This window comes from Duganella sp. Root198D2, from assembly GCF_001428585.1.
GTDB lineage: Bacteria > Pseudomonadota > Gammaproteobacteria > Burkholderiales > Burkholderiaceae_D > Rugamonas.
Window position 1 is genome coordinate 206,153 of the sequence record NZ_LMIC01000003.1, and the last position, 20,915, is coordinate 227,067.

Genomic DNA, 20,915 nt, shown 5'->3' on the forward strand with positions numbered 1-20,915 from the left:
CCGGCTTGCTAAGGTGGCGCCTCTTCCCAAGAGGACTACTTCAATGCAGACAAGATTCAAATTGAAACCGTTGGCGGCTGGCGCTTTCGTTTTGCTGGCCGGCGCCGCACAGGCCCAGGAGGCGGCATCGCCGGCCGCCGTCGTGATCACCGGCTCGCGTATCCCGCGCGCCAGCCTGGAAGGACCGTCGGCAGTGACGGTCCTCACCGGCGACGACATCACCAGGCAAGGCTTCAAAAACGTTTTCGACGCGCTGACCAACCAGTCGCAGAACAGCGGCTTCGTACAAGGCGCGGATTACGGCAATACGTTCACCCCATCGGCCAACACCATCAGCCTGCGCGGCCTGGGCCCGAACCACACGCTGGTGCTGCTGAACGGCCGCCGCATGGCCGACTTCCCGATCGCCTATGAAGGCACGGTCAATTTCACCAACCTGGCCAATATCCCGTCGAGCGTGGTGGAGCGCATCGAGATCCTGAGCGGCGGCGCATCGGCGGTCTATGGCTCGGACGCGATTGCGGGCGTGGTCAATATCATCCTGAAGAAGCAGGCCAACGGCTACGACATCAATCTCAAGGCCGGCACCACCACGCGCGGCGGCGGCAGCAACAAGCGCCTGCAATTCAGCGGCGGCCAAAGCTTCGACAAGCTGAACACCCTGTTCAGCGTGGAGCTGCTGGAACGCGACCCGCTGTGGAGCGCAGAGCGCGACTTCATGGCCAGCAAGAGCGGCGTGGCGCCGACTTCGGTACTGGCACGCAAGAACGTCAGCAGCGGTAAATACGTCGACCTGGGCAACACCTGCTCCGACCTCGGCGGCCTGTTCGGCGGCAGCACCGTCAAGTACACGGCCAAGGCAGGCAGCTATTGCGCCAGCCCGAAAGTCGGCCCGACTTACTGGACCATCCAGACCAAAAACAGCAGCCAGAACCTGTTCGGCAGCGCCAACTACGAGCTGTCCGAGTCCACCACGTTGTTTGCGGAGGCCCTGTACGGCAACAACCGCAGCACCAACAACACGCGCGGCCCGTCGTGGACTTCGCGTTCGGCCACCGACAGCTATTTCTGGAACCAGAACACCAGCCGCTACGAGGCATGGAGCCGCTTCATTTCGCCCGAAGAGATGGGCGGCGTGGAGCGCTACAACCGCCGCTGGGACGACCAGGCAGCGTCGCTGTCGCTCGGCGTGCGCGGCCTTGTCCCCGGCACTTCGTGGAACTACGAAGCCGGCTATGCCGCCTCGCAGTACAAGAGCCAGAACCACACCCAGCGTGCCTTGGCCAATATCGACAGCTTCTTTCTCGGCCAACAATTGGGCGTGAATGCCAGCGGCATCGCCATCTTCGCACCTGATCCTGCGCGCCTGACCACGCGCCTGACGCCCGGCGAATTCCATTCCATCACCGGCGAATCGGTCAGCGACGACAAATCGTGGACCAATACCCTTAGCCTGACCGCCAACGGCGAAGCGTTCAAGCTGCCAGCCGGCCCGGTCAAGGTGGCCACGGTGGCGGAACTGGGCAAGCAGGGCTTCTCCAATATTCCGGATGCACGCATCAACCAGGGCTACTTCAACACGCTGGCGCCGTCCGACGTCACCGCCGGCACCCGCAAGCGTTACGCCCTCGGCGCCGAGGCCAGCATCCCGCTGCTGAAGACGCTGGCCGGCACGCTGGCCGGGCGTTACGACCGCTATAGCTTCGCCGGCCGCGACGACGGCAAGTTCACTTACAACGGCGGGCTGGAATGGCGCCCGGCCACGCAGCTCCTGCTGCGCGGGAATGTGGCGACCAGCTTCCGGGCGCCGGACATGAACTACATCTACAAGGCGCGCGGCACCGGCTATTACTCGTCCACCACCGATTACTACCGCTGCGCCAAAGCGGGCCAGCCGGTGGCCGATTGCGACTTCGCCAATTACTCGCCGGGCGCCGACTATGTACAGACCGGCAGCAAGGACCTGCGCTCCGAAAAGGGCCGCTCCGCCGGTCTGGGCGTTGTATGGTCGCCAAGCGCCGACTTCGACGTCACGCTGGATTACTGGAAGATCCGCATCGACGACCTGGTGACCAACCTGAGCGCCGACAAGTTGCTGCGCGATGAATCCGATTGCCGCATCAAGGGCGACCTCACATCGCCGACCTGCGCCGATGCGATCCGCCGCATCGTCCGTTATGCCGACAATGCGCTGAACAAGCCGGGCGAGATCAGGCAGATCCTGGTCAACCCGATCAACGCGGCATCGACCAGGGTGAGCGGCATCGACCTGTCGGCCAAGTACCTCCTGCGCACCAGCGCTTACGGCAACTTCAGCACCAGGGTGAATTACTCGAAGACGCTGAAACAGGAGTCGCGCCAGTTCGCCGGCGACCCGCTGAACAACGACAAGGACGACCTGGGCAATAACGACTGGCGCGACAAGTTGAACGCCAGCCTGACCTGGAATGCGGGCGACTGGTCGAACACGCTGTTCCTGCAACGCTACGGCAAAGTGCCTGACGCCGCCGGCAAGGCCTGGCTGACGCCAACCACCCTGGTCAACGCCAGCTCTGTGGTCAAGGTGAACCAGCGCACCACGGTATCGCTGGCCGTGAACAACCTGCTCAACCGCGTCAAGCAGGACGCAAGCGGCGGTTGGCCGTATTACCCGGTCGGCAATTACAGCCCGGCAGGCCGCCAGCTATGGCTTGAGTTGAATTATCATTTCGGCACTTAACCTGTTGTAAATTCGATTGGAATATTTACAATCAATTAGTTACTCCATAGAATCATTGGATGCAATAATTCTATGGAGTGCATCATCCAAACCGCTATCCCGTCGCAGCCGGCCGTGCCGGCCGAACTGACCCGTCCCACAGCCGCATACCAGCGCAGCGCGCGCCTTGCCGTGGCAGGCTTGCTGGCCTTTGTACTGTTGTATTTCGGCCTGGCAGGCTGGTTCCTGTTCAGTGCCTGGCGCCTGGTGCACGCCAGCCAGCACGGCGGCAATGGTTTCGCCAGCTGGTGCGCCGCCATCGTGGCGGTACTGCTGGCGATCGTCATGTTGAAGGCGGTCTTCGCCGTACGCCACGCGATGTCGCCCGGCGTGGTGGAAGTCAAACGCGAAGAGCAGCCGCGCTTGTTCGATTACCTGATGGAGCTGGCCGATGCGGCCGGCGCACCGCGCCCGCACCGGGTCTTCCTCTCCAACCGCGTGAATGCCGCAGTGTTCTATGACCTGTCGCTGCTCAACCTGATTTTCCCTTCGAAGAAAAACCTGGAAATCGGCCTGCCGCTGGTGAACGCGATGCCGCTGGGCGAACTGCGCGCCGTGCTGGCGCACGAATTCGGCCACTTCGCGCAACGCTCGATGGCGGTAGGTCGCTGGGCCTACGTGGCGCAGCAGGTGGTGCAGGAAATGGTAGCGCGCCGCGACAAGCTGGACGACTTCATCGAAGGCTTTGGCCGCATTGATATCCGCCTGCGCCTGGTGGCCTGGGTGTTGCAGGTCATCGTCTGGTCACTGCGCTCGCTGGTGGAGCAGGTCTTCCGCCTGGTGGTATTGATGCAAAGGGCCCTGTCGCGCGAAATGGAGATGCAGGCCGACCTGGTGGCGGTGTCGCTGACCGGCAGCGATGCCCTGGTCCACGCGCTGCACCGCCTGGGCGCGGCGGACGACGCATGGGAGCGCAGCGTCGGTTTCGTCTTCAGCGAACACGGCGCCGGCCGCGCCACCGTCGATGCCTATGCCGTACAAAGTCATGTTACGGCGCGCATGGCCGGAATCCTGGACGACCCGTACTACGGCAAGGTGCCGCCGCTGCCGTCGCATCAGCCGGAGCAGCACCGCGTGTTCAAGGCGGAGCTGGGCCAGCCGCCGCGTATGTGGCAAACCCACCCGCAAAACCACGAGCGCGAAGAGAATGCCAAACGGCGCTACCTGGCGGCTGCGGTCGACCAGTCCAGCGCATGGTCGCTGTTCGACGATGCGGCGGGGCTGCGCCAGCGCATGACCGCCCATCTGCTGGAAGGCCAGGAAGGCGAAGCGGCCCCGGTCGAACTGGAAGATAGCCTGAAACGCCTGGCGAAGGAATATCGCCGCGAGCATTTCCAGAGCCGCTATTGCGGTGTGTACTTCGGCCGTTCGCTGACGCGCCACGCCGCGCAAGCCGGGGAACTGCGCGCTGCGCGTAATGCCCAGCCTGCGGCCGAGGCCAGTGCCCTGTATCCGGTCTCGCTCAAGGAAGATGTGCGCCAGTTGCGTCAGCTGCAGGAAGAGCGCGCGCAATTGTCGGCCGTGATCAACGGCCACGCCAAGGTGCAGGGAAATCGCGTGCAGCTGGGCGGCGAAGAATACCGTGTCAACCAATTGCCGGCGGCGCTGCAGCGCACCGATGAACGCATTGGCCAACTGGAAGAAAAGCTGCGCCGCCATGATGCAACGGTGCGTGCCTGGCACTATGCGGCGGCGGTCAAACTGGGTGAAGGCTGGCCGGCCTACCTGGACAGCCTGCTCGACGTACTGCATTACGCCGAACACAGCGCCGCCGACCTGCGCGATGCCTGGGGCCTGGTGTTGAACACCCGCGCGGTGGTGACGGCCGTAGCGCGCCAGAGCGAAAGCAATATCCGCCGGCTGATCGCCGATTGCAGCGGCCTTTACCTGGTGCTCGATGAGATTTATCGCGGCAATGGCGCCGTTCAGCTCGACCCGCAGTTGATGGAGCGGCTGGAAATGACGGAGAGCTGGCAAACCGCGCTGCAGAAATTCACGCTGTCGCCGGTCTCGCGCGACAACATCAACGACTGGCTGCATGCGGTCGCCAACTGGACCTCCCACACCAGCAACTGGCTGGGCGCGCTGCGCTCGGCGGTGCTGGAACAGATGCTGGTCAGCGAAACGCTGCTGGCCAGCCATGCGCGCAGCGGCGCCCCGATTGCCGCGGCACCGCAACCGTGCCAGGTTCCAATAAGCTACGGCGTGCTGCTGGCCGGCGGCGAGCGGAAATTGCAAACGTCGCTGGACTGGTGGTCGCGCTTCCAGCGCGCCGATGGCTGGTTTGCCGGCGGTGCGCGCCTGGCGGTTGCTGGCGGCGTCGTGGTCAGTGTGCTGGGCATGGGCATGGCGCTGGGCACTTCGACCGTCATGGTCTACAACGGCCTGGGCACGCCGGTACGTGTCACGATCGACGGCAATTCGAGGCTGGTCGACCCGGGCCAGCACGTCACGATCGATGCCAGCGCGGACGCGCAGCATAACGTCGAAGCCCGCCTGCTGGATGGCCGGCTGTTGGAAAGCTTGCGTCCCCGCGATGGAGCGGAGCAGTCGGTGTACAACGTAGCCGGGGGCTCCGTGATGGCAACCGGCATCGTCCATTACGGCGGTCCTGGCGACGAAAAGAACACCGTACTTGGCGCACCGCGCTGGTTCGACACCGACGCCGACGTGCTGTTCGAAGAGCCGCCGAAATCGGTCAGCAGCAAGAGCAAGAAATGGCGCAAGGTGCTTGTCGCGGCATCGGGCATGGGGCCGGAGTCGTTGTCAGGTCTGGTGAAGGACGAGGCGCAGCGCAAGGCCATGGTATCGGCCCACGCGCGCTGGGACAGCATCAAGGCACCGTCGACCTATACCTGGCTGACCATGGCACACGAAGGCGGCGCCGGCGATGTGCTGGTGCAGCGCCTGAAGGACGACCCGGAAAATGTCCAGCTGCGGCGCGCCGAACAGGACATTGCCAACGAATCGCCGGAGATCTGCTCCGCAGCACGCGAGCGTGTCAAGGAGCGCCCGCAAGACGGCGACCGGCTCTACCTGGCGCTGCGCTGCGGCCAGGCTGCCACCCGGGAAGAGATCGCGGCGGCACGGGCGCGCTTCCCCGGCAATGCCTGGCTGGCTTACCTGCATGTGCGCACCTTGCTCGATCACGGCGTCTGGAACGAAGCGCTGGAGCCTCTGCGCCAGGTGCAAGGCAAGCTGCCGTACGAGAACGCGGAACTGGAAATGCAGCTGGAACGCTTGCAGCGCCTGCTGGAGGGGCAGGTCAGGACTCGCCTCTTGCCCGCGGACTCGCGCGTCGCCGCCATGGCGCAGACCGAGCGCGATACGAATGACCCGTATGGCGCCCTGTCGCGCGGCGAACTGGGCAAGGCGCTGCAGGCGACCAAGGACGAACCGGGCCGGGCGGCGCGCATGCGCCGGCTGGTCGGGGCATCGGACGGCGCCAGCGCGGCCCAGGTGCAGGCGGCGCTGGAGGAGCCGATGGCAAACGGCATCGACCAGGCGACCTTGCTGGTCGGTGCGGCGCTGGCGCTGCGCCATGGCCGCGACACCGAGCCGTACTGGGTCCAGGCGAAGTCGATGCGCGAATATGCGCCGCGCCTGCGTCGCTTCATCGAGGCAGCGAATGCCGGCAAATTCCAGGAGGCCGAAATGGTGCTGGGTGCAATGCCGATGGAGGCGCGTGCCCTGGCCTACGCAGCGGGCGTGGTAGCGGCAGGCGACGGTGCCCCGGCCCATTGGCGCAAGACTGCGCGCCTGGTGCTGTTCGCGCCTGAGCGCCCATACCTGCGAAGCTGAAGCGCTCTATAATGCTCCGGCGCTTTCCAACAACCGCCGGAGCATTGAGATGATTCGTCCTGCCGTACTGCTTGCCCTGTCTGCTGCCTTTCCACTGGCGCATGCCGCGCCCGACCTCACCACTGTCGCAGAACGCTCCGGCTACCAAGCCACCGGCCGCTACGACGAAGTGCAGCGCCTGTGCGCCGATTACCAGAAGGCTTACCCGAAAGCCGTGCGCTGCTTTTCATTCGGCGAAACGCCTGAGGGCCGTCCGATGCTGGCGCTGGCCGTCTCCCGTACCGGTGCACTGACTGCCGCCGCAGCCAGGCAGCGCAAGCTGCCGGTGCTGCTGGTGCAGGGCGGCATCCACGCCGGCGAGATCGATGGCAAGGATGCCGGCTTCTGGGCCCTGCGCGAGGCGCTGGACGGCAAGGCTGCTGCCGGCGCCCTGGACAAGCAGGTGCTACTGTTCGTCCCCGTCTTCAATGTCGATGGCCATGAGCGCTTCGGCAAGAACAACCGCCCCAACCAGCGCGGCCCGGTCGAAATGGGCTGGCGCGTCACGGCGCAGAACTACAACCTCAATCGCGACTACGTAAAAGCCGATGCGCCTGAAATGCAGGCCATGCTCAAGCTGGTCAACGAGTGGGATCCGCTGGCCTACATCGACCTGCACGTGACCGACGGCGCCAAGTTCCAGCCGGACGTCTCGATCCAGGTCGAGCCGGTGCACGGCGGCGATGCGGCGCTGCTGCCGCTTGGTAAAGAACTGCGCGACAACGTCATGGCCGACCTGCGCAAGCAGGGTTCCGACCCGCGCCATTTCTATATCTCCTTCGACAAGACCGACCAGCCGGATTCCGGCTTCGTCGACAGCATGGCCGCGCCGCGCTTCTCGACCGGCTATTTCCCGCTGCGTAACCGTTTCGCCATGCTGGTGGAAACCCACTCGTGGCGCGACTATCCGCACCGCGTGAGGGTCACCCGCAACACCATCGTCTCGCTGATGGAGCAGTTTGCGCAGCATGGCGCGGCCTGGGCCAAGGCTGCGGCGGACGCCGATGTGCGCGCCGCCAAACTGGCCGACATGCCGCTCAGTTACAAAACCACCGAGCGCACCGGGATGATCGACTTCCCGGGCTACGAATACAGCCGCACCCCGTCCGACGTATCCGGCGGCATCTGGACCAGATACGACGAGTCCAAACCGCAGAAGTGGACGGTGCCGTTGCGCGACGAAGTGGTGCCGGACGTGGTGGCCAAGGCGCCTGCCGGCGGCTACCTGGTGCCGGCCGCGCAAGTTTCCCTGGTCGAACCTAAGCTGAAGGCGCACGGCATCAGCTACAAGCGCCTGGAGCAGGCGCCGGGCAAGGTGGCGGTGGAAGCCTTCCGCGCCGATGAAGCCAGGCTGACCGCAACTTCCTTTGAAGGCCACCAGCTGGCGAGCTGGAAAGGCGGCTGGAAGGCCGAACAGCGCGAAGTAGGCAAAGGCGCCCTGTTCGTGCCGATCTCCCAGCCGAAATCGCGCCTGGTGATGACCATGCTGGAGCCGGCAAGCGCCGATTCGCTGGCGGCCTGGGGCTTCTTCAACAACTACCTCGAGCGCAAGGAGTATATGGAGGAGTATGTCGCCGAAGAGGCGGCGCGTGAAATGCTGGCGTCCGACCCGGCACTCGCAGCTGCCTTCAAGGCCAGGCTGGAAAGCGATCCGGCCTTCGCCAACAGTCCGCGTGCCCGCCTGGACTTCTTCGCCCGCCGCCATGCGACCTGGGACGAGCGCCATAACCTGTACCCGGTCTACCGCACGGGCCTTGTTTACTAAACTTTCTGAAACTTCGCCGTTTCCGTCACTTTCGATTGCGAGGAAATATCGGGTAAAGGTATAACAGCACCATCGTAAAAGGAGACACCATGGGTATCCGACCTTTCGTGGCGCTGTTTACCGCAACGCTGCTTGCCGCTGCTGCGCAAGCGGCGCCCGCAGGCAGTCCGGCGGCCGCCGTCAATGTGTTTATCGGCACGGGCGGTGACGGCCACACCTTCCCCGGCGCTACGCGGCCCTTCGGCATGGTGCAGCTAAGCCCGGACACCCAGGTGCGGCATTTCCGCCAAAGTTACCCTTGGGCGGCCGGTTACCGCTACGAGGATACTTCCATCCTCGGCTTCTCGCACACCCATTTCTCCGGCAGCGGCCACTCCGACCTGGGTGACATCCTGCTGATGCCTTACAGCGGCGAGACCAAGCTGGAGCCTGGCTACCCGGAACGTCCCTTCAGCGGCTACCGTTCCCGCTTCCGCCACGAAGACGAACGGGCGGAGCCTGGCTACTATTCGGTGCGCCTGCAGGACCATGATGTCGATGTCGAACTGACGGCCGGCGAGCGGGTTGGCCTGCACCGCTACCGCTATGCCAAGGGCGCTGCTGCCAAAGTCATCCTCGACCTGCGGCAGAGCATCTACGATTACGCCGGCAAGAACCTGTGGTCATCGCTGCGGCTGCGCGACAGTACTACCATTACCGGCATGCGCATCACGCGCGGCTGGGCGCCCGGCCGCCAGGTTTTCTTCGCCATGAAGTTCTCGCGCCCGATCGGCGGCCACACCTTGGCCAACCGCGAGGAGGGCGTTGAGTACAAGGGCTTCGCCGGGCCGGGCAAGACCGCGGCCGGCAAAGTACAGGTGGACGGCAAGGCGCTGGTGGCGGCCCTCGACTTCGGCACTCCGGAAGACGGCACCCTGTTGGTGAAGGTCGCGCTGTCCGGCGTCAGCGAAGATGGCGCGCTGGCCAACCTGGATGAAATGCCGGGCTGGGACTTCGACGCTGAACGCCAGCGTGCCGGCACGGCCTGGAACGATGCCTTGTCCGCGGTTGCCATCGAAGCGCCGCCCGATATGCGCAGCATGGTCTACACGAGCCTGTACCACGCCATGCTGGCGCCAAGCCTGTTCATGGACCGCGACGGCAAGTATCGCGGACCGGATAACCAGGTGCACCAGGCCAAAGGCTTTCGCTACCACTCGACGTTTTCTTTGTGGGACACCTACCGCGCCCTGCACCCGCTGCTAACCTTGGTGCAGCCGGAACAGCGCAACGCCGATTTCGTGAATTCGCTGGTGGCCTCGCGCCAGCATAGCCCGCACGGCATCCTGCCGGTGTGGGCCTTCCATGGCCAGGAAACCTGGTGCATGATCGGCTACCACGCGGTGCCTGTGATCGCCGACGCCTACATGAAAGGCATCAAGGGCATCAATGCCGAGGAAGCCCTGGCCGCCATGGTCGCCAGCGCCGACTACGGCCCTTACGGCGGCATTGAACATTACAGGAAGCTGGGCTATGTGCCGATCGACCTGGAGCCGGAAGCCGCCTCCAAGACCGTGGAATACGCCTTTGACGACTGGACCATCGCGCGCATGGCCGAAAAGATGGGCAGGAAGGACGTGGCCGCGCGCTTCTACCAGCGTGCGCAAAACTACCGCAATGTGTTCGACACCGGGACCGGCTTTGTCCGCGCCCGCAAATCGACCGGTGAATTCCGCGAGCCATTCAATCCGGTGCAGTCCAACTTCGGCAGCGACTACACCGAAGGCAGCGCCTGGCAGTATTCCTGGTATATGCCGCACGATAACGCTGGCCTGGTCGGCATGCTGGGCGGCGACGCCGCGCTGCAGGCAAAGATCGACCAGGTGTTCGACGCCAAAGTCGATGACAATGTCTACGCCCACATGGAAGACATCTCCGGCCTGATCGGCCACTACGCGCACGGCAACGAGCCTTCGCACCACGTGGCCTACCTGTACAACTACGCCGGCGCACCATGGAAGACGCAGGCACGCCTGGCGCAGATCGTTGCCAGCCAGTACCACGACAAGCCGGACGGCTTGGCAGGCAATGACGACCTGGGGCAGATGTCGGCCTGGCTGGCATTCACGGCGCTCGGTTTCTATCCGGTGGCGCCGGGCAGCAATGAGTATGTGATCGGGCGTCCCTTTGTCGACAAGGCCACGCTGAACCTGCCGAACGGCAAGCGCTTCGCGATCCGCGCGGAGGGCTTGAGCGACGCAAACGCCTACGTCGGCAGCGTCCTCCTGAACGGCAAGCCGCTGGTACGCACCTTCCTGCGGCATGAAGACATCATGGCTGGCGGCGAGCTGGTGTTCCGTATGCGGGCCGCGCCAAACAAGGAATGGGGCCGCGCAACCAGCGCCCGTCCTTACAGCCAAACGGGGTACAAGCAATGAAGCGCATCGTCCTGGCCATGGCCTTTGCAACCGCTGCGCCATTGGCATCGGCACAATTCGTGGGCAAGATCAGCGAGCCGGTCGAATGGGTCAACCCCCTGATGGGCACCTCCAGCAAGCCTGAAATGTCGAACGGGAATACCTATCCCGCCATCGCAGTCCCGTGGGGCATGAACCTGTGGACGCCGCAAACCGGCAAGATGGGCAACGGATGGACCTACCAGTACGAAGCCGACAAGCTGCGCGGCCTGAAGCAGACGCACCAGCCGTCGCCATGGATGAACGACTACGGCCAGTTCTCGGTCATGCCGGTGACCGGTGCCAAGCGCTTCATGGAAGACGACCGCGCCAGCGTGTTCTCGCATAAGGCTGAGACGTCCAAGCCCTACTACTACAGCGTCTACCTGGCCGACGCCAACGTCACCGCCGAGGTGACGCCCACCGAGCGCGCCGCCCAGTTCCGCTTCACCTTCCCGCAATCGGACAAGAGCTATGTGGTGGTGGACGCCTTCGACAAAGGCTCCTACGTCAAAATCATCCCGGAACGGCGCAAGGTCATCGGCTACAGCACGCGTTACGCGCGCGGCCCGCTGCCCGCCAACTTCCGCCTGTATTTCGTGATGGTGTTCGACAAGCCGTTCGCCTCCACGGACGTATGGCGCGGCAAGGAGCTGGTGGAAGGCGCGCTCGAAATGGAAAGCCAGCATAGCGGCGCAATCGTCGGCTTCAAGACCAAACGAGGCGAGCAGGTGCACATGAAGGTCGCTTCGTCCTTCATCAGTCCAGAGCAGGCCGAACTGAGCCTGCAGCGCGAACTCGCGAACGACGATTTCGACACCACGCGCGCCCGTGCCAAGGCGGCATGGAACCGCGTGTTGTCGAAGGTGGAAGTGGAGGGTGGCAGCATCGACCAGATGCGTACCTTCTATTCAAGCCTGTACCGCATGGTGCAGTTCCCGAACAAGATGTATGAAATCGATGCCGCCGGCCAGCCGGTGCACTGGAGCCCTTACAACGGCAAGATTTTGCCCGGCTACCTGTTCGCCGGCACCGGCTTCTGGGACACCTTCCGCGCCCTCTACCCCTTCCTGAACCTGGTCTACCCATCGATCAACCGTGAAATGCAGGCCGGCCTGGCCAATGCCTACCGCGAAGGCGGCTGGCTGCCCGAGTGGTCGAGCCCCGGCTACGCCGACATCATGGTCGGCAACAACTCCGCTTCGGTGGTGGCCGATGCCTGGATCAAGGGCAGCCGCAGCCCCGACATCGAAACCCTGTGGCAAGCGCTCAAGCACGGCGCCGCCAACGAAGGGCCGGTCAGCGCTGTGGGCCGCGCCGGCGTCAAGTACTACAATGAGCTTGGCTACGTGCCCTACGACGTGAAGATCAACGAGAACGCCGCGCGCACGCTGGAATACGCCTACGACGACTTCGCGATCTACCAGCTGGGCAAGGCGCTCGGCAAGCCGGAATCGGAAATCGGCATCTATGCCCGGCGGGCCATGAACTACAAGAAGCTGTTCGATCCGGAAACGGGCCTGATGCGCGGCCGTAACCAGGATGGCAGCTTCCAGACTCCGTTCAACCCCGTCAAATGGGGCGATGCTTTCACCGAAGGGAACAGCTGGCACTACACATGGTCGGTGTTCCACGATATCGACGGCCTGCTGAACCTGATGGGCGGCCGTGCCGCCTTCGTCAACCAGCTGGACACCGTGATGAGCATGCCGCCTGTGTTCGACGAAAGCTATTACGGCTCGGTGATCCACGAGATCCGCGAGATGCAGGTCGCGAACATGGGCCAGTACGCACACGGCAACCAGCCGATCCAGCACATGCTCTACCTGTACAACTATGCCGGCGCGCCGTGGAAATCGCAGTACTGGATTCGCGAGACGCTGAACCGCATGTACAAGCCAACGCCGGACGGCTACTGCGGCGATGAAGACAACGGACAGACCTCGGCCTGGTACGTATTCTCCGCGCTGGGCTTCTATCCTGTGACACCGGCGGTCGGCCAGTACGTGGTGGGGGCACCGCTGTTCCAGCACGCCACGGTGCACCTGGAAAACGGCAAGCAGGTTCGCATCAATGCGCCAGCCAATGGGGCCGGCATGCGCTACATCCGTGCCGCAAAGCTGAACGGACGCGCGCTGCAGCGCAACTGGCTGGGCCACGACGAGCTGCTGCGCGGCGCCACTTTCGATGTCGAGATGTCGGCGCAGCCGAACCAGCTGCGCGGCATTGCGCCGGCCGACGCGCCGTACTCGTTCTCGCGCGCCGAAGCGGCGGCTACTTCGCCGAAACGATAGTGTCGATCATCTGCCGGGAATAGGCGGCGCCCGTCGTTTCGGTCGCCTCCATCATGGAGCGCCAAAGCGGGACGATGCCGACGCCCAGCTTGTCGAAGCGCACCAGGCCGCAGGCATAAATGCCGTCAAAGGTATCGACGGCGCCGCCAAGCTTCTCGCAGGTCGCCGCCTGCTTCGCGCGGTAGGCCAGCGCCGTTTCTTCGCTCCACGCACCCGTCTGGAGCAAGGCATCCAGGGCCATGGCCTCGGCACCGCCTTCGTGGATCCACTGAGCCTGCTCGTCGCCTATGCCGCCGCGGGAAATGGCCAATTGCCAGATGTGCGCCATCTCGTGTGCTACGGTTTTGCTTGCGTATTCGCGCAGCTTCGGATGGTCGAGCTGCACCTGTTTGCCTTCCAGCCGGTAAGAAACCTGCCCCGCGCCCTGGATGGCGCCCCCTTTCATCGAGAAGCCCGGCGATTCGAGGTTGCCAACCGAGACCATGATCAGCAGCTCGTCCTTTAACTGGCGCTGATAGGCCTTCTCGTAGTACCCGGACGTTTTTGCGCCGACATCGAGTATGGTTTCGCGCAGCCACTGCGGGGTGCCTGGATCGAACAAGACTTTCGCGGCACCGGCAAGAACAGCCTGCGCCGGTCCAAAGTAGGCATAGCCGCGCCGCCCGCCCGGCGCCAGCCGGTTGGGCGGCGGCGCAATCACGTTTTCCTGCGCCAGGCCGGACAACGTGAAATCGGTGCGCATGGAAAGCGTCTTCTTGCCTTGGTCGACCTCGCCTTGCAGGTGGCCGAGGTAGACCGCCGTCCCGCCGTCACCGAAACGGGCGAAGGAGACATATTCCTTGGGCGACCAGCCGTCGAAAGTCCTGATCTGCACGCTGGCTGCCTTGAACGGCTTGCCCTTCGACGCCATGACATCGAAGTCCGGTCCCGATGCCATGCCCATGCCGGGCGTGAGCACCTTCCACTCCCGCTTGCGGAACTCGCCGATGGAATACAGCTTGAGCGCGGTAACAGGCTGCGCGAACCGGTAATCCACGCGCCACAGGTCTTTCGCCACATGGCGCACATTGACCGCCACGGCAAGCCCGGGCTGCGCGTCCGCATGCCCGAGCGGAGCAAAACACAACATCAGGAAAGCGGCGCACAGGCCGAGGAAACGCTGCATCGGGAGGTCCCTTCAGTGGAAAAAGAAGGGACCTATTCTACCCGGAGGAGTTGCTTTTATTGCAAATTAACGAGAGGGATTGTTGTCGCAGCAGGCGTGGAGCAGGGCTCCTCGTCGAAGGCGATGTCGCCCAGCGGGTTGGCGATGCCGTCGGTCTTCAGGTCCTTGAAGCCGAACAGGTCGCGGTCCATCAGGTGCGATGGCACCACGGTGGACAGGGCGGAGAAGGTGTTCTCCACGCGGCCCGGGTTCTTCTGCTCCCAGTCGCGCAGCATGGCCTTGATCTGCTTGCGCTGCAGGTTTTCCTGCGAGCCGCACAGGTCGCAAGGGATGATCGGGAAGTTCTTCACGGCGGCATAGCGCTCGGTGTCTTCTTCCTTCACATAGGCCAGCGGACGGATCACCATATGCTTGCCGTCGTCGGATACCAGTTTGGCCGGCATGCCCTTGATCTTCCCGCCGAAGAACATATTCAGGAAGAAGGTCTCGAGGATGTCGTCGCGGTGGTGGCCCAGGGCGATCTTGTTGCAGCCCAGTTCATCGGCCACGCGGTACAGGATGCCGCGCCGCAGCCGGGAACACAGGGAGCAGGTGGTTTTGCCTTCCGGGATCAGGCGCTTGACGATCGAGTAGGTGTCCTGGTTCTCGATGTGGAACGGGATGCCCAGTTTTTCCAGGTAAGCCGGCAGGATGTGGGCCGGGAAGTTCGGCTGCTTCTGGTCCAGGTTGACCGCCACGATCTCGAAGTTGATCGGCGCGCGCTCGCGCATCGTCATCAGGATATCGAGCAGGGCGTAAGAGTCCTTGCCGCCGGACAGGCACACCATCACCTTGTCGCCGTCTTCAATCATGTTGAAGTCGCCGATGGCCTGGCCGACCAGGCGGCACAGGCGCTTGTGCAGCTTGTTGTTCTCGTAGGCGATCTTGTCTTCCGCCTTGCTGTCCACTACCGCGTTCATGCTGCGTCCTTGATCTTGAATACTTCCACGCCGACGCCTTCGCAGTCCGGGTATACGTCAGGCTTCATGGTCGATACGCGGGCAGCGCGCACGCTGGGGTGGGCCAGCATTGCCTGTACCACGTCGTCCACCAGGGTTTCCTGCAGGTGCACGTGGCCTGCGGCCATGCGGCGTGCGATGGTCTCGCGCATGAAGTCGTAGTCGACCACTTCGTGCAGTTCGTCGGCCTTCGGGGTCGACACGGCCAGCGGGATGTACAGGTCAACGTTGATCAGTACGCGCTGCTCGCCTTTCTTTTCGAAATCGTGCACGCCGATGTTGATCAGCACTTCATAGTTGCGCAGGAACAGCCGGCGGCAGTCTTGCAGTTGCGGGTGAATCAGGGCGGACAGCATGGTGCTTAAACCTTAAAAATGACAATTCTTTATTTGGCCAGGAACATCACATCGCGCGGCGACGGCAGCAGGTGCTGGCCGCCATCGACCAGCAGGGTAGTGCCGGTCACCGCACGCGCGCCTGCCGCATAAACCACGGCGGCGGCAATGTCCTCGGGAGTACTGGAGCGGCCCAGCGGCGTCTGGGTATGCGCCTTGGCGAAGCCTTCCTCGCTCTGGTCTCCCGACACCATGGTGATGCCGGGCGCCACGCCCACCACCCGGACCTTCGGCGCCAGCGACTGGGCCAGCATGGTGCTGGCCGCCTGCAGCGCCGCCTTGGACAGGGTGTAGGACAGGAAATCAGGGTTGAGATTATAAAGCTTCTGGTCCAGCAGGTTCACAACCACGGACTGGCCGCCTTCCGGCGTGGCGTCATGCAGTGCGCGCGCCAGCTGGATCGGCGCCGCCACGTTGGCATGCATATGCGCGTCGAGCCGGGCCTGGCTGAAATTCAGGTCGCTGTCGTAATCGAACAGGGAAGCGTTGTTGACCACGCAATCGACCCGCTCCAGCGCCTTCAGCGCCGCCGGCAGCAGGCCGCGCACGGCTTCTTCATCGGACAGGTCGCATTGCAGCGTGATGGCGCGCCGGCCCAGGGCGGCAACGGCTTGCGCCACTTCACGCGCTTCGTCGTGCGAATGGCGGTAATGGACGGCGATATCCCAGCCGGCGCGCGCCAGGCCGAGCGCGATTTCGCGCCCCAGGCGGCGCCCGGCGCCGGTCACCAGGGCCACGCGGGCAGGCTGTTCGGGTGTCGGAATGGTTGTAGTCATAGTCAAATTGCGCAAAATGGCGCCGGGCAGCGCTGAACCGCTACAATGCCGGCATGTCTTTACCAGCACCTTCTCCCGACGCGCTGGCCGCGTCCCAAGCTTTGCAGCGCCTGATTGCCGACGACATCGCGCGGCAGGGTGGCGCCATTCCGTTCGCCCGTTTCATGGAGCTGGCGTTGTATGCCCCCGGCCTTGGCTACTACAGCGGCGGCGCCGCCAAGCTGGGCAAGGATGGCGATTTTACAACTGCGCCCGAGCTGAGCGCCCTGTTCGGGCAGTCGCTGGCGCATGTTGCAGCCGCTATTATGGACCAAAGCGCACCGCACATCCTTGAATTCGGCGCTGGAACGGGCAAGCTGGCCAAGGATATCCTGACCGAGGCGGCGCATGCCGGCATCGCGGTGGAGAGCTATTCCATCGTTGAGTTGTCGGGCGAACTGCGCGCTCGCCAGCAGCAGCTGCTGCGCGAATTCCCGCAGGTGCGCTGGCTCGACGCGCTGCCCGCATCGTTTCAAGGTGCGGCGTTCGGCAACGAGGTGCTGGATGCGATGCCGGTCGACGTGGTCACCCTGACCGAACGGGGCTGGCAGTCGCTGCACGTCGCCGCCACCGACGCGGGCTTCGCCTGGCGGCCAAGCGATGCCGACGCCGGATTGCAGGCGCAAATCGAACGCCAGATCCCGGACGCCGAACAGCTGCCGGTCGGTTACGTCACCGAGGTGCATGGCGCAGGATGCGGCTTCATGTCCACGCTGGCCGCCATGCTGGCAAAGGGCAAAGGCGCCGCCTTCCTGTTCGACTATGGCTTCCCGGCCCGTGAGTTCTACCTGGGCGACCGCGCCACCGGCACCCTGATGTGCCACTACCGCCACCACGCCCACGCGGAACCGTTCTACCTGCCCGGCCTGCAGGACATCACCGCCCACGTCGATTTCACCGCCATGGCGCTGGCGGCGCAGGATGCCGGGGCCGAAGTCATGGCCTATAACAGCCAGGCCGGCTTCCTGCTCGGCGCCGGGATTGGCGAACTGATCCAGCGCTACGACCCGGCCGATGCCCTGAATTACCTGCCGCACGCCAACGCACTGCAGAAATTGCTTTCTCCAGCCGAAATGGGAGAATTGTTCAAGGTGCTGGTGATTGGCCATGGCGTTGAGCTGCCTGGGCAATTGCTGCGCAGCGACCGCAGCCACCGTTTGTAATATGATTGAGAGATGGGAAAGATACATACTCACTATGACAACCTGAAGGTAGCGCGCGGCGCGCCACAGGAAGTCATACGTGCTGCTTACAAAGCGCTGAGCCAGAAATATCATCCTGACAAGAATCCAGGGGATGAAAAGGCGGCCCGCATCATGGCGATCGTCAATACCGCCTATGGCACGCTGTCCGATCCGCAGCGGCGCAAGGAGCACGACGAGTGGATCACCCAGGAAGAGTGGGAAATCGAGTGGCTGGAGAGCACCAGGCACGAACCGGCGCATGAGCCGGGCTGGTCCGGCGAGCTCGACCTGCCGCGCCGGCGCCGGGTGCTGAAGTCCTGGCGCTTCTGGGGCACGGTGAGCGGCGCCGCTGCGGCGGGCTGGCTGGGCGGGGTGCTGACGGTGACCGAGCCGCGCGCCATGTCCAGCGTCCTGGCCGGCGCCTGGGGCGGCAAGCCGCCAGCCGAACTGACGGCGACTGCCGCCGCCACCCCGAAAATCCATCCGCCGCGGGTGGAAAAAGTGACGCCCGACGATGGCTGGGCAGTTGCCAAGCCGTATTCGCCGGAGCCCGCGGTTTCTGCCGCCGCCGCCCCGCCTATCAAGGTGCTGGCCCTGTCGCAGGTGGTGCTGCCTGGCGCCGCCATCGACTGTGAGGCCGAGGTTGCCCCGGCAGTCGCACCGAACGGCGAACCGTGGCCGGTGCAATCGGGTTACGTGGAAGGCTTCCCGGTCGGGAACAAGGGCGAGGACATGCAGCTCACGCTGGACAACAGCTCCAACGCGTCGCCGGTGTTCATCAAGGTGTATGACCTGGAGCGCCGCTCGAATGTGCGCTACGCCTACGTGCAGCCGCACGACAAGCTGGTGGTCGACCAGCTATCGAACGGCAAATACGAAATCCGCTACCAGAACCTGAACCTCGGCGCAGGCCAGAACGGCTGCGCGCACAAGAACGGTTAAGCGGTGCCGGCGGCCAGCGTTTCGCTCAGGCCCATTTCCGGGCTCGCCATCAGGCGGTAAATATCCACCAGGATCAGCATGCGCTCGTCGATGGTGCCGAGGCCGATCATGTATTCGGAGCTGAAGGCGGTGCCCAGGTCCGGCGCCGGCTTGATCTGCTCGGGCGCCAGGGTGGTGACGTCCGACACTGAATCGACCACCATGCCGACCACGCGGCCATTGATGTTCAGGATGATCACCACCGTGAACTGGTCGTACACCGGCTCGCCCAGTTTGAATTTGATGCGCATGTCCACCACCGGAATGATGATGCCGCGCAGGTTGATCACGCCCTTGATGAATTCGGGCGCATTGGCGATGCGGGTTACCGCTTCATAACCGCGGATCTCCTGCACTTTCAGGATATCGATGCCGTACTCTTCGGCACCCAGCTTGAATGCCAGGAATTCCTTGCCTTGGCTAGCGTCTTCTTGCGCAGTAACTTGCATGGTTTTTTCCTTTAGCAAAATCTGTGTTGTCAAAGCGTATCAGGTTGCAAAGCGATTTACGAGGGGGCAATTTTTAATTGCTAGCTAAGTCAAATCTGATTATGCTGGATGTAAAGATTAGCGCATTTTGATCAAGGAGACTTCATGGCGGACCCTCAAGCCGTCGATGACAACTGGCTGCTCGAAGAAGACGAAGAAGAGAAGCAGCCGGCATCGACAGGATCCCCAGAACAGCGGCTGTGGCGCGTGCTGATTGTGGACGACGACCAGGACGTGCATGCGGTTACCCGCCTGGCGCTGCGCAATGTCAGTTTCAAAGGGCGTGAGCTGGAGTTGTTTTCGGCCTACAGCGGCCGCGAGGCATTTGAGATCCTGCGCGATACGCCGGATATTGCCTTGGTGCTGCTCGATGTCGTGATGGAAACCGACGATGCCGGCCTGCTGCTGGCGCGCCGCATCCGCGAAGAGCTGCACAATTCCATCGTGCGCGTGGTGTTGCGCACCGGCCAGCCGGGCCAGGCGCCCGAACAGCGCGTCATCATCGAATACGACATCAACGACTACAAGGCCAAGACCGAACTCACGACGCAGAAGCTGTTTACCACCGTGATCTCGGCGCTGCGTGCGTATGAAAGCCTGAACATGCTGGAGCGCTCGCGCATCGGCCTGGGCAAGATCCTGGCCGGCGCGACCAACCTGTACCAGATCCATTCGCTGCGTGAATTCGCGTCCGGCGTGCTGAACCAGGTCTCCGCCATCCTCGATGTCGGGGCGGACGGCGTGCTGTGCCTGATGCAGGTCGACACCGGCGAGACCACCGTGGTAGCAGCCACCGGCGGCTATGCGCCGCTGGCGGAAAACGAGCAGATGCCGGACAACCATCCGTTGTGGCCGACCATCAGGAAAGCCTTCAAGGAAAAGAAGAGCCAGTTCGAACATCCGGCCAATGTGCTGTTCATCCACACGCAGGAAAGCCGCGACGTGCTGATCTCGGTCACGCCGCCCTGGCCGCTGGCCCAGATCCAGCGCGACCTGCTGGAAGTGTTCTGCGAGCGCATTGCCGCCGCGTTTGACAACCTGTACATGTTCGGCCAGCTGCGCAAGGCGCAGGAAGCCACCGTGGTGGCGCTGGCCGACCTGGCGGAATTCCGCGACGGCTGCACCGGCGGCCATGTGCGGCGCGTGCAGCAGCTGTCCTCGGCGATTGCTGCGCGCATGCGCGAGCGCGGCATGTACGACGACGAACTGACGCCGCAGCTGGTCGACATGATCGGCCTCGCCTCCATCCTGCATGACGTGGGCAAGGTCGCGACGCCGGACCATATCCTGCTGAAGCCGGGCCCCCATACCGACGACGAGCGTGCGCTGATGCAAACCCATGCTGCCGTCGGGCGCAGCGTGCTGGAACGCGCGGCCAATATGGTGGACGGTGTCAGCTACCTGACGTATGGGGCGGAAATTGCCGGCGGTCACCATGAGCACTGGGACGGCGGCGGCTATCCGAACCAGCTCAAGGGCAAGCAGATTCCCTTGTCGGCGCGGATCGTGGCGGTGGTCGATGTCTTCGATTCCTTGCTGCATGAGCGCCCCTACAAGGAGCCGTGGCCGTATCCGGAAGTGATGACCTATATCCGCGACCGTACCGGCACCCAGTTCGATCCCGAAGTGATCGCCGCGCTGAATGACGTGGTCGAACGTAACCCCGGCCTGGGCCAGGGCAGCTGAGCCAACCCTACTGTGGCGGCCACGCCGCGCTGCCACGTTCAATCTCTCCAAAATTCACGGCGTGCAGCGTGCAAGCGCTAAAATGAGGACAGCCCTTGTCCTACGCCGACA

Annotated in this window: 13 protein-coding genes; 8 read left to right on the top strand and 5 right to left on the bottom strand. The window is 63.7% G+C overall.

Annotation, left to right across the window (positions count from 1 at the left end):
• Nucleotides 1-43 precede the first annotated feature (43 nt).
• The 5 genes from ASE26_RS06070 to ASE26_RS06090 all read left to right on the top strand — a co-directional run bounded on the left by ASE26_RS06070 (nt 44) and on the right by ASE26_RS06090 (nt 13,092).
• Entirely contained in the window at nt 44-2,719 is a 2,676-nt protein-coding gene (locus ASE26_RS06070; protein ID WP_082591300.1) for a TonB-dependent siderophore receptor, read from the top strand.
• 72 nt (nt 2,720-2,791) lie between these two features.
• Entirely contained in the window at nt 2,792-6,559 is a 3,768-nt protein-coding gene (locus ASE26_RS06075; protein ID WP_057245766.1) for a M48 family metalloprotease, read from the top strand.
• Between the two features lie 49 nt (nt 6,560-6,608).
• Nucleotides 6,609-8,363 (top strand): M14 family metallopeptidase, encoded by a 1,755-nt coding sequence (locus ASE26_RS06080; protein ID WP_057245767.1) that lies wholly within the window; start codon nt 6,609-6,611, stop codon nt 8,361-8,363.
• Nucleotides 8,364-8,452: 89 nt separating this feature from the next.
• Nucleotides 8,453-10,780 carry a GH92 family glycosyl hydrolase gene (locus ASE26_RS06085; RefSeq protein WP_055928219.1) on the top strand — a complete coding sequence of 776 codons (2,328 nt, stop codon included), beginning with the start codon at nt 8,453-8,455 and terminating at the stop codon, nt 10,778-10,780.
• Nucleotides 10,777-13,092 carry a GH92 family glycosyl hydrolase gene (locus ASE26_RS06090; RefSeq protein WP_057245768.1) on the top strand — a complete coding sequence of 772 codons (2,316 nt, stop codon included), beginning with the start codon at nt 10,777-10,779 and terminating at the stop codon, nt 13,090-13,092. Before ASE26_RS06085 ends, ASE26_RS06090 begins: the two co-directional genes overlap by 4 nt.
• On the opposite strand, the gene ASE26_RS06095 is transcribed toward ASE26_RS06090, so the two are convergent.
• The 4 genes from ASE26_RS06095 to ASE26_RS06110 are packed head-to-tail and all read right to left on the bottom strand — an operon-like array spanning nt 13,073 to nt 16,426.
• Nucleotides 13,073-14,257, bottom strand: a complete 1,185-nt coding sequence (locus tag ASE26_RS06095) for a hypothetical protein (protein WP_057245769.1) — start codon at nt 14,255-14,257, stop codon at nt 13,073-13,075. The genes ASE26_RS06090 and ASE26_RS06095 overlap by 20 nt on opposite strands.
• A gap of 56 nt (nt 14,258-14,313) precedes the next feature.
• Nucleotides 14,314-15,216 (bottom strand): tRNA 2-thiocytidine(32) synthetase TtcA, encoded by a 903-nt coding sequence (gene ttcA / locus ASE26_RS06100; protein ID WP_055928226.1) that lies wholly within the window; start codon nt 15,214-15,216, stop codon nt 14,314-14,316.
• Entirely contained in the window at nt 15,213-15,611 is a 399-nt protein-coding gene (locus ASE26_RS06105; RefSeq protein WP_055928229.1) for a dihydroneopterin aldolase, read from the bottom strand. Before ASE26_RS06105 ends, ttcA begins: the two co-directional genes overlap by 4 nt.
• Nucleotides 15,612-15,640: 29 nt before the next feature.
• A complete protein-coding gene (locus tag ASE26_RS06110) occupies nt 15,641-16,426 on the bottom strand; it encodes an SDR family oxidoreductase (RefSeq protein ID WP_055928232.1) in 786 nt (261 codons plus the stop codon).
• Nucleotides 16,427-16,479: 53 nt separating this feature from the next.
• Between ASE26_RS06110 and ASE26_RS06115 the strand changes: the two genes are divergently transcribed.
• Together ASE26_RS06115 and ASE26_RS06120 are read left to right on the top strand one after the other, a co-directional pair.
• Nucleotides 16,480-17,628: a class I SAM-dependent methyltransferase gene (locus tag ASE26_RS06115; RefSeq protein WP_055928235.1), complete on the top strand. Its 1,149-nt coding sequence runs from the start codon at nt 16,480-16,482 to the stop codon at nt 17,626-17,628.
• Between the two features lie 12 nt (nt 17,629-17,640).
• Complete coding sequence (locus tag ASE26_RS06120) at nt 17,641-18,591, top strand: J domain-containing protein (RefSeq protein WP_055928237.1); 951 nt, start codon at nt 17,641-17,643, stop codon at nt 18,589-18,591.
• Here the strand turns inward: ASE26_RS06120 and ASE26_RS06125 are convergent.
• Complete coding sequence (locus ASE26_RS06125; protein WP_055928240.1) at nt 18,588-19,079, bottom strand: chemotaxis protein CheW; 492 nt, start codon at nt 19,077-19,079, stop codon at nt 18,588-18,590. The two genes, ASE26_RS06120 and ASE26_RS06125, sit on opposite strands and share 4 nt — an antisense overlap.
• A gap of 144 nt (nt 19,080-19,223) precedes the next feature.
• Here ASE26_RS06125 and ASE26_RS06130 point away from each other — a divergent pair, with 144 nt between their 5' ends.
• A complete protein-coding gene (locus tag ASE26_RS06130; RefSeq protein ID WP_055928243.1) occupies nt 19,224-20,804 on the top strand; it encodes a DUF3369 domain-containing protein in 1,581 nt (526 codons plus the stop codon).
• Nucleotides 20,805-20,915: the final 111 nt, after the last annotated feature.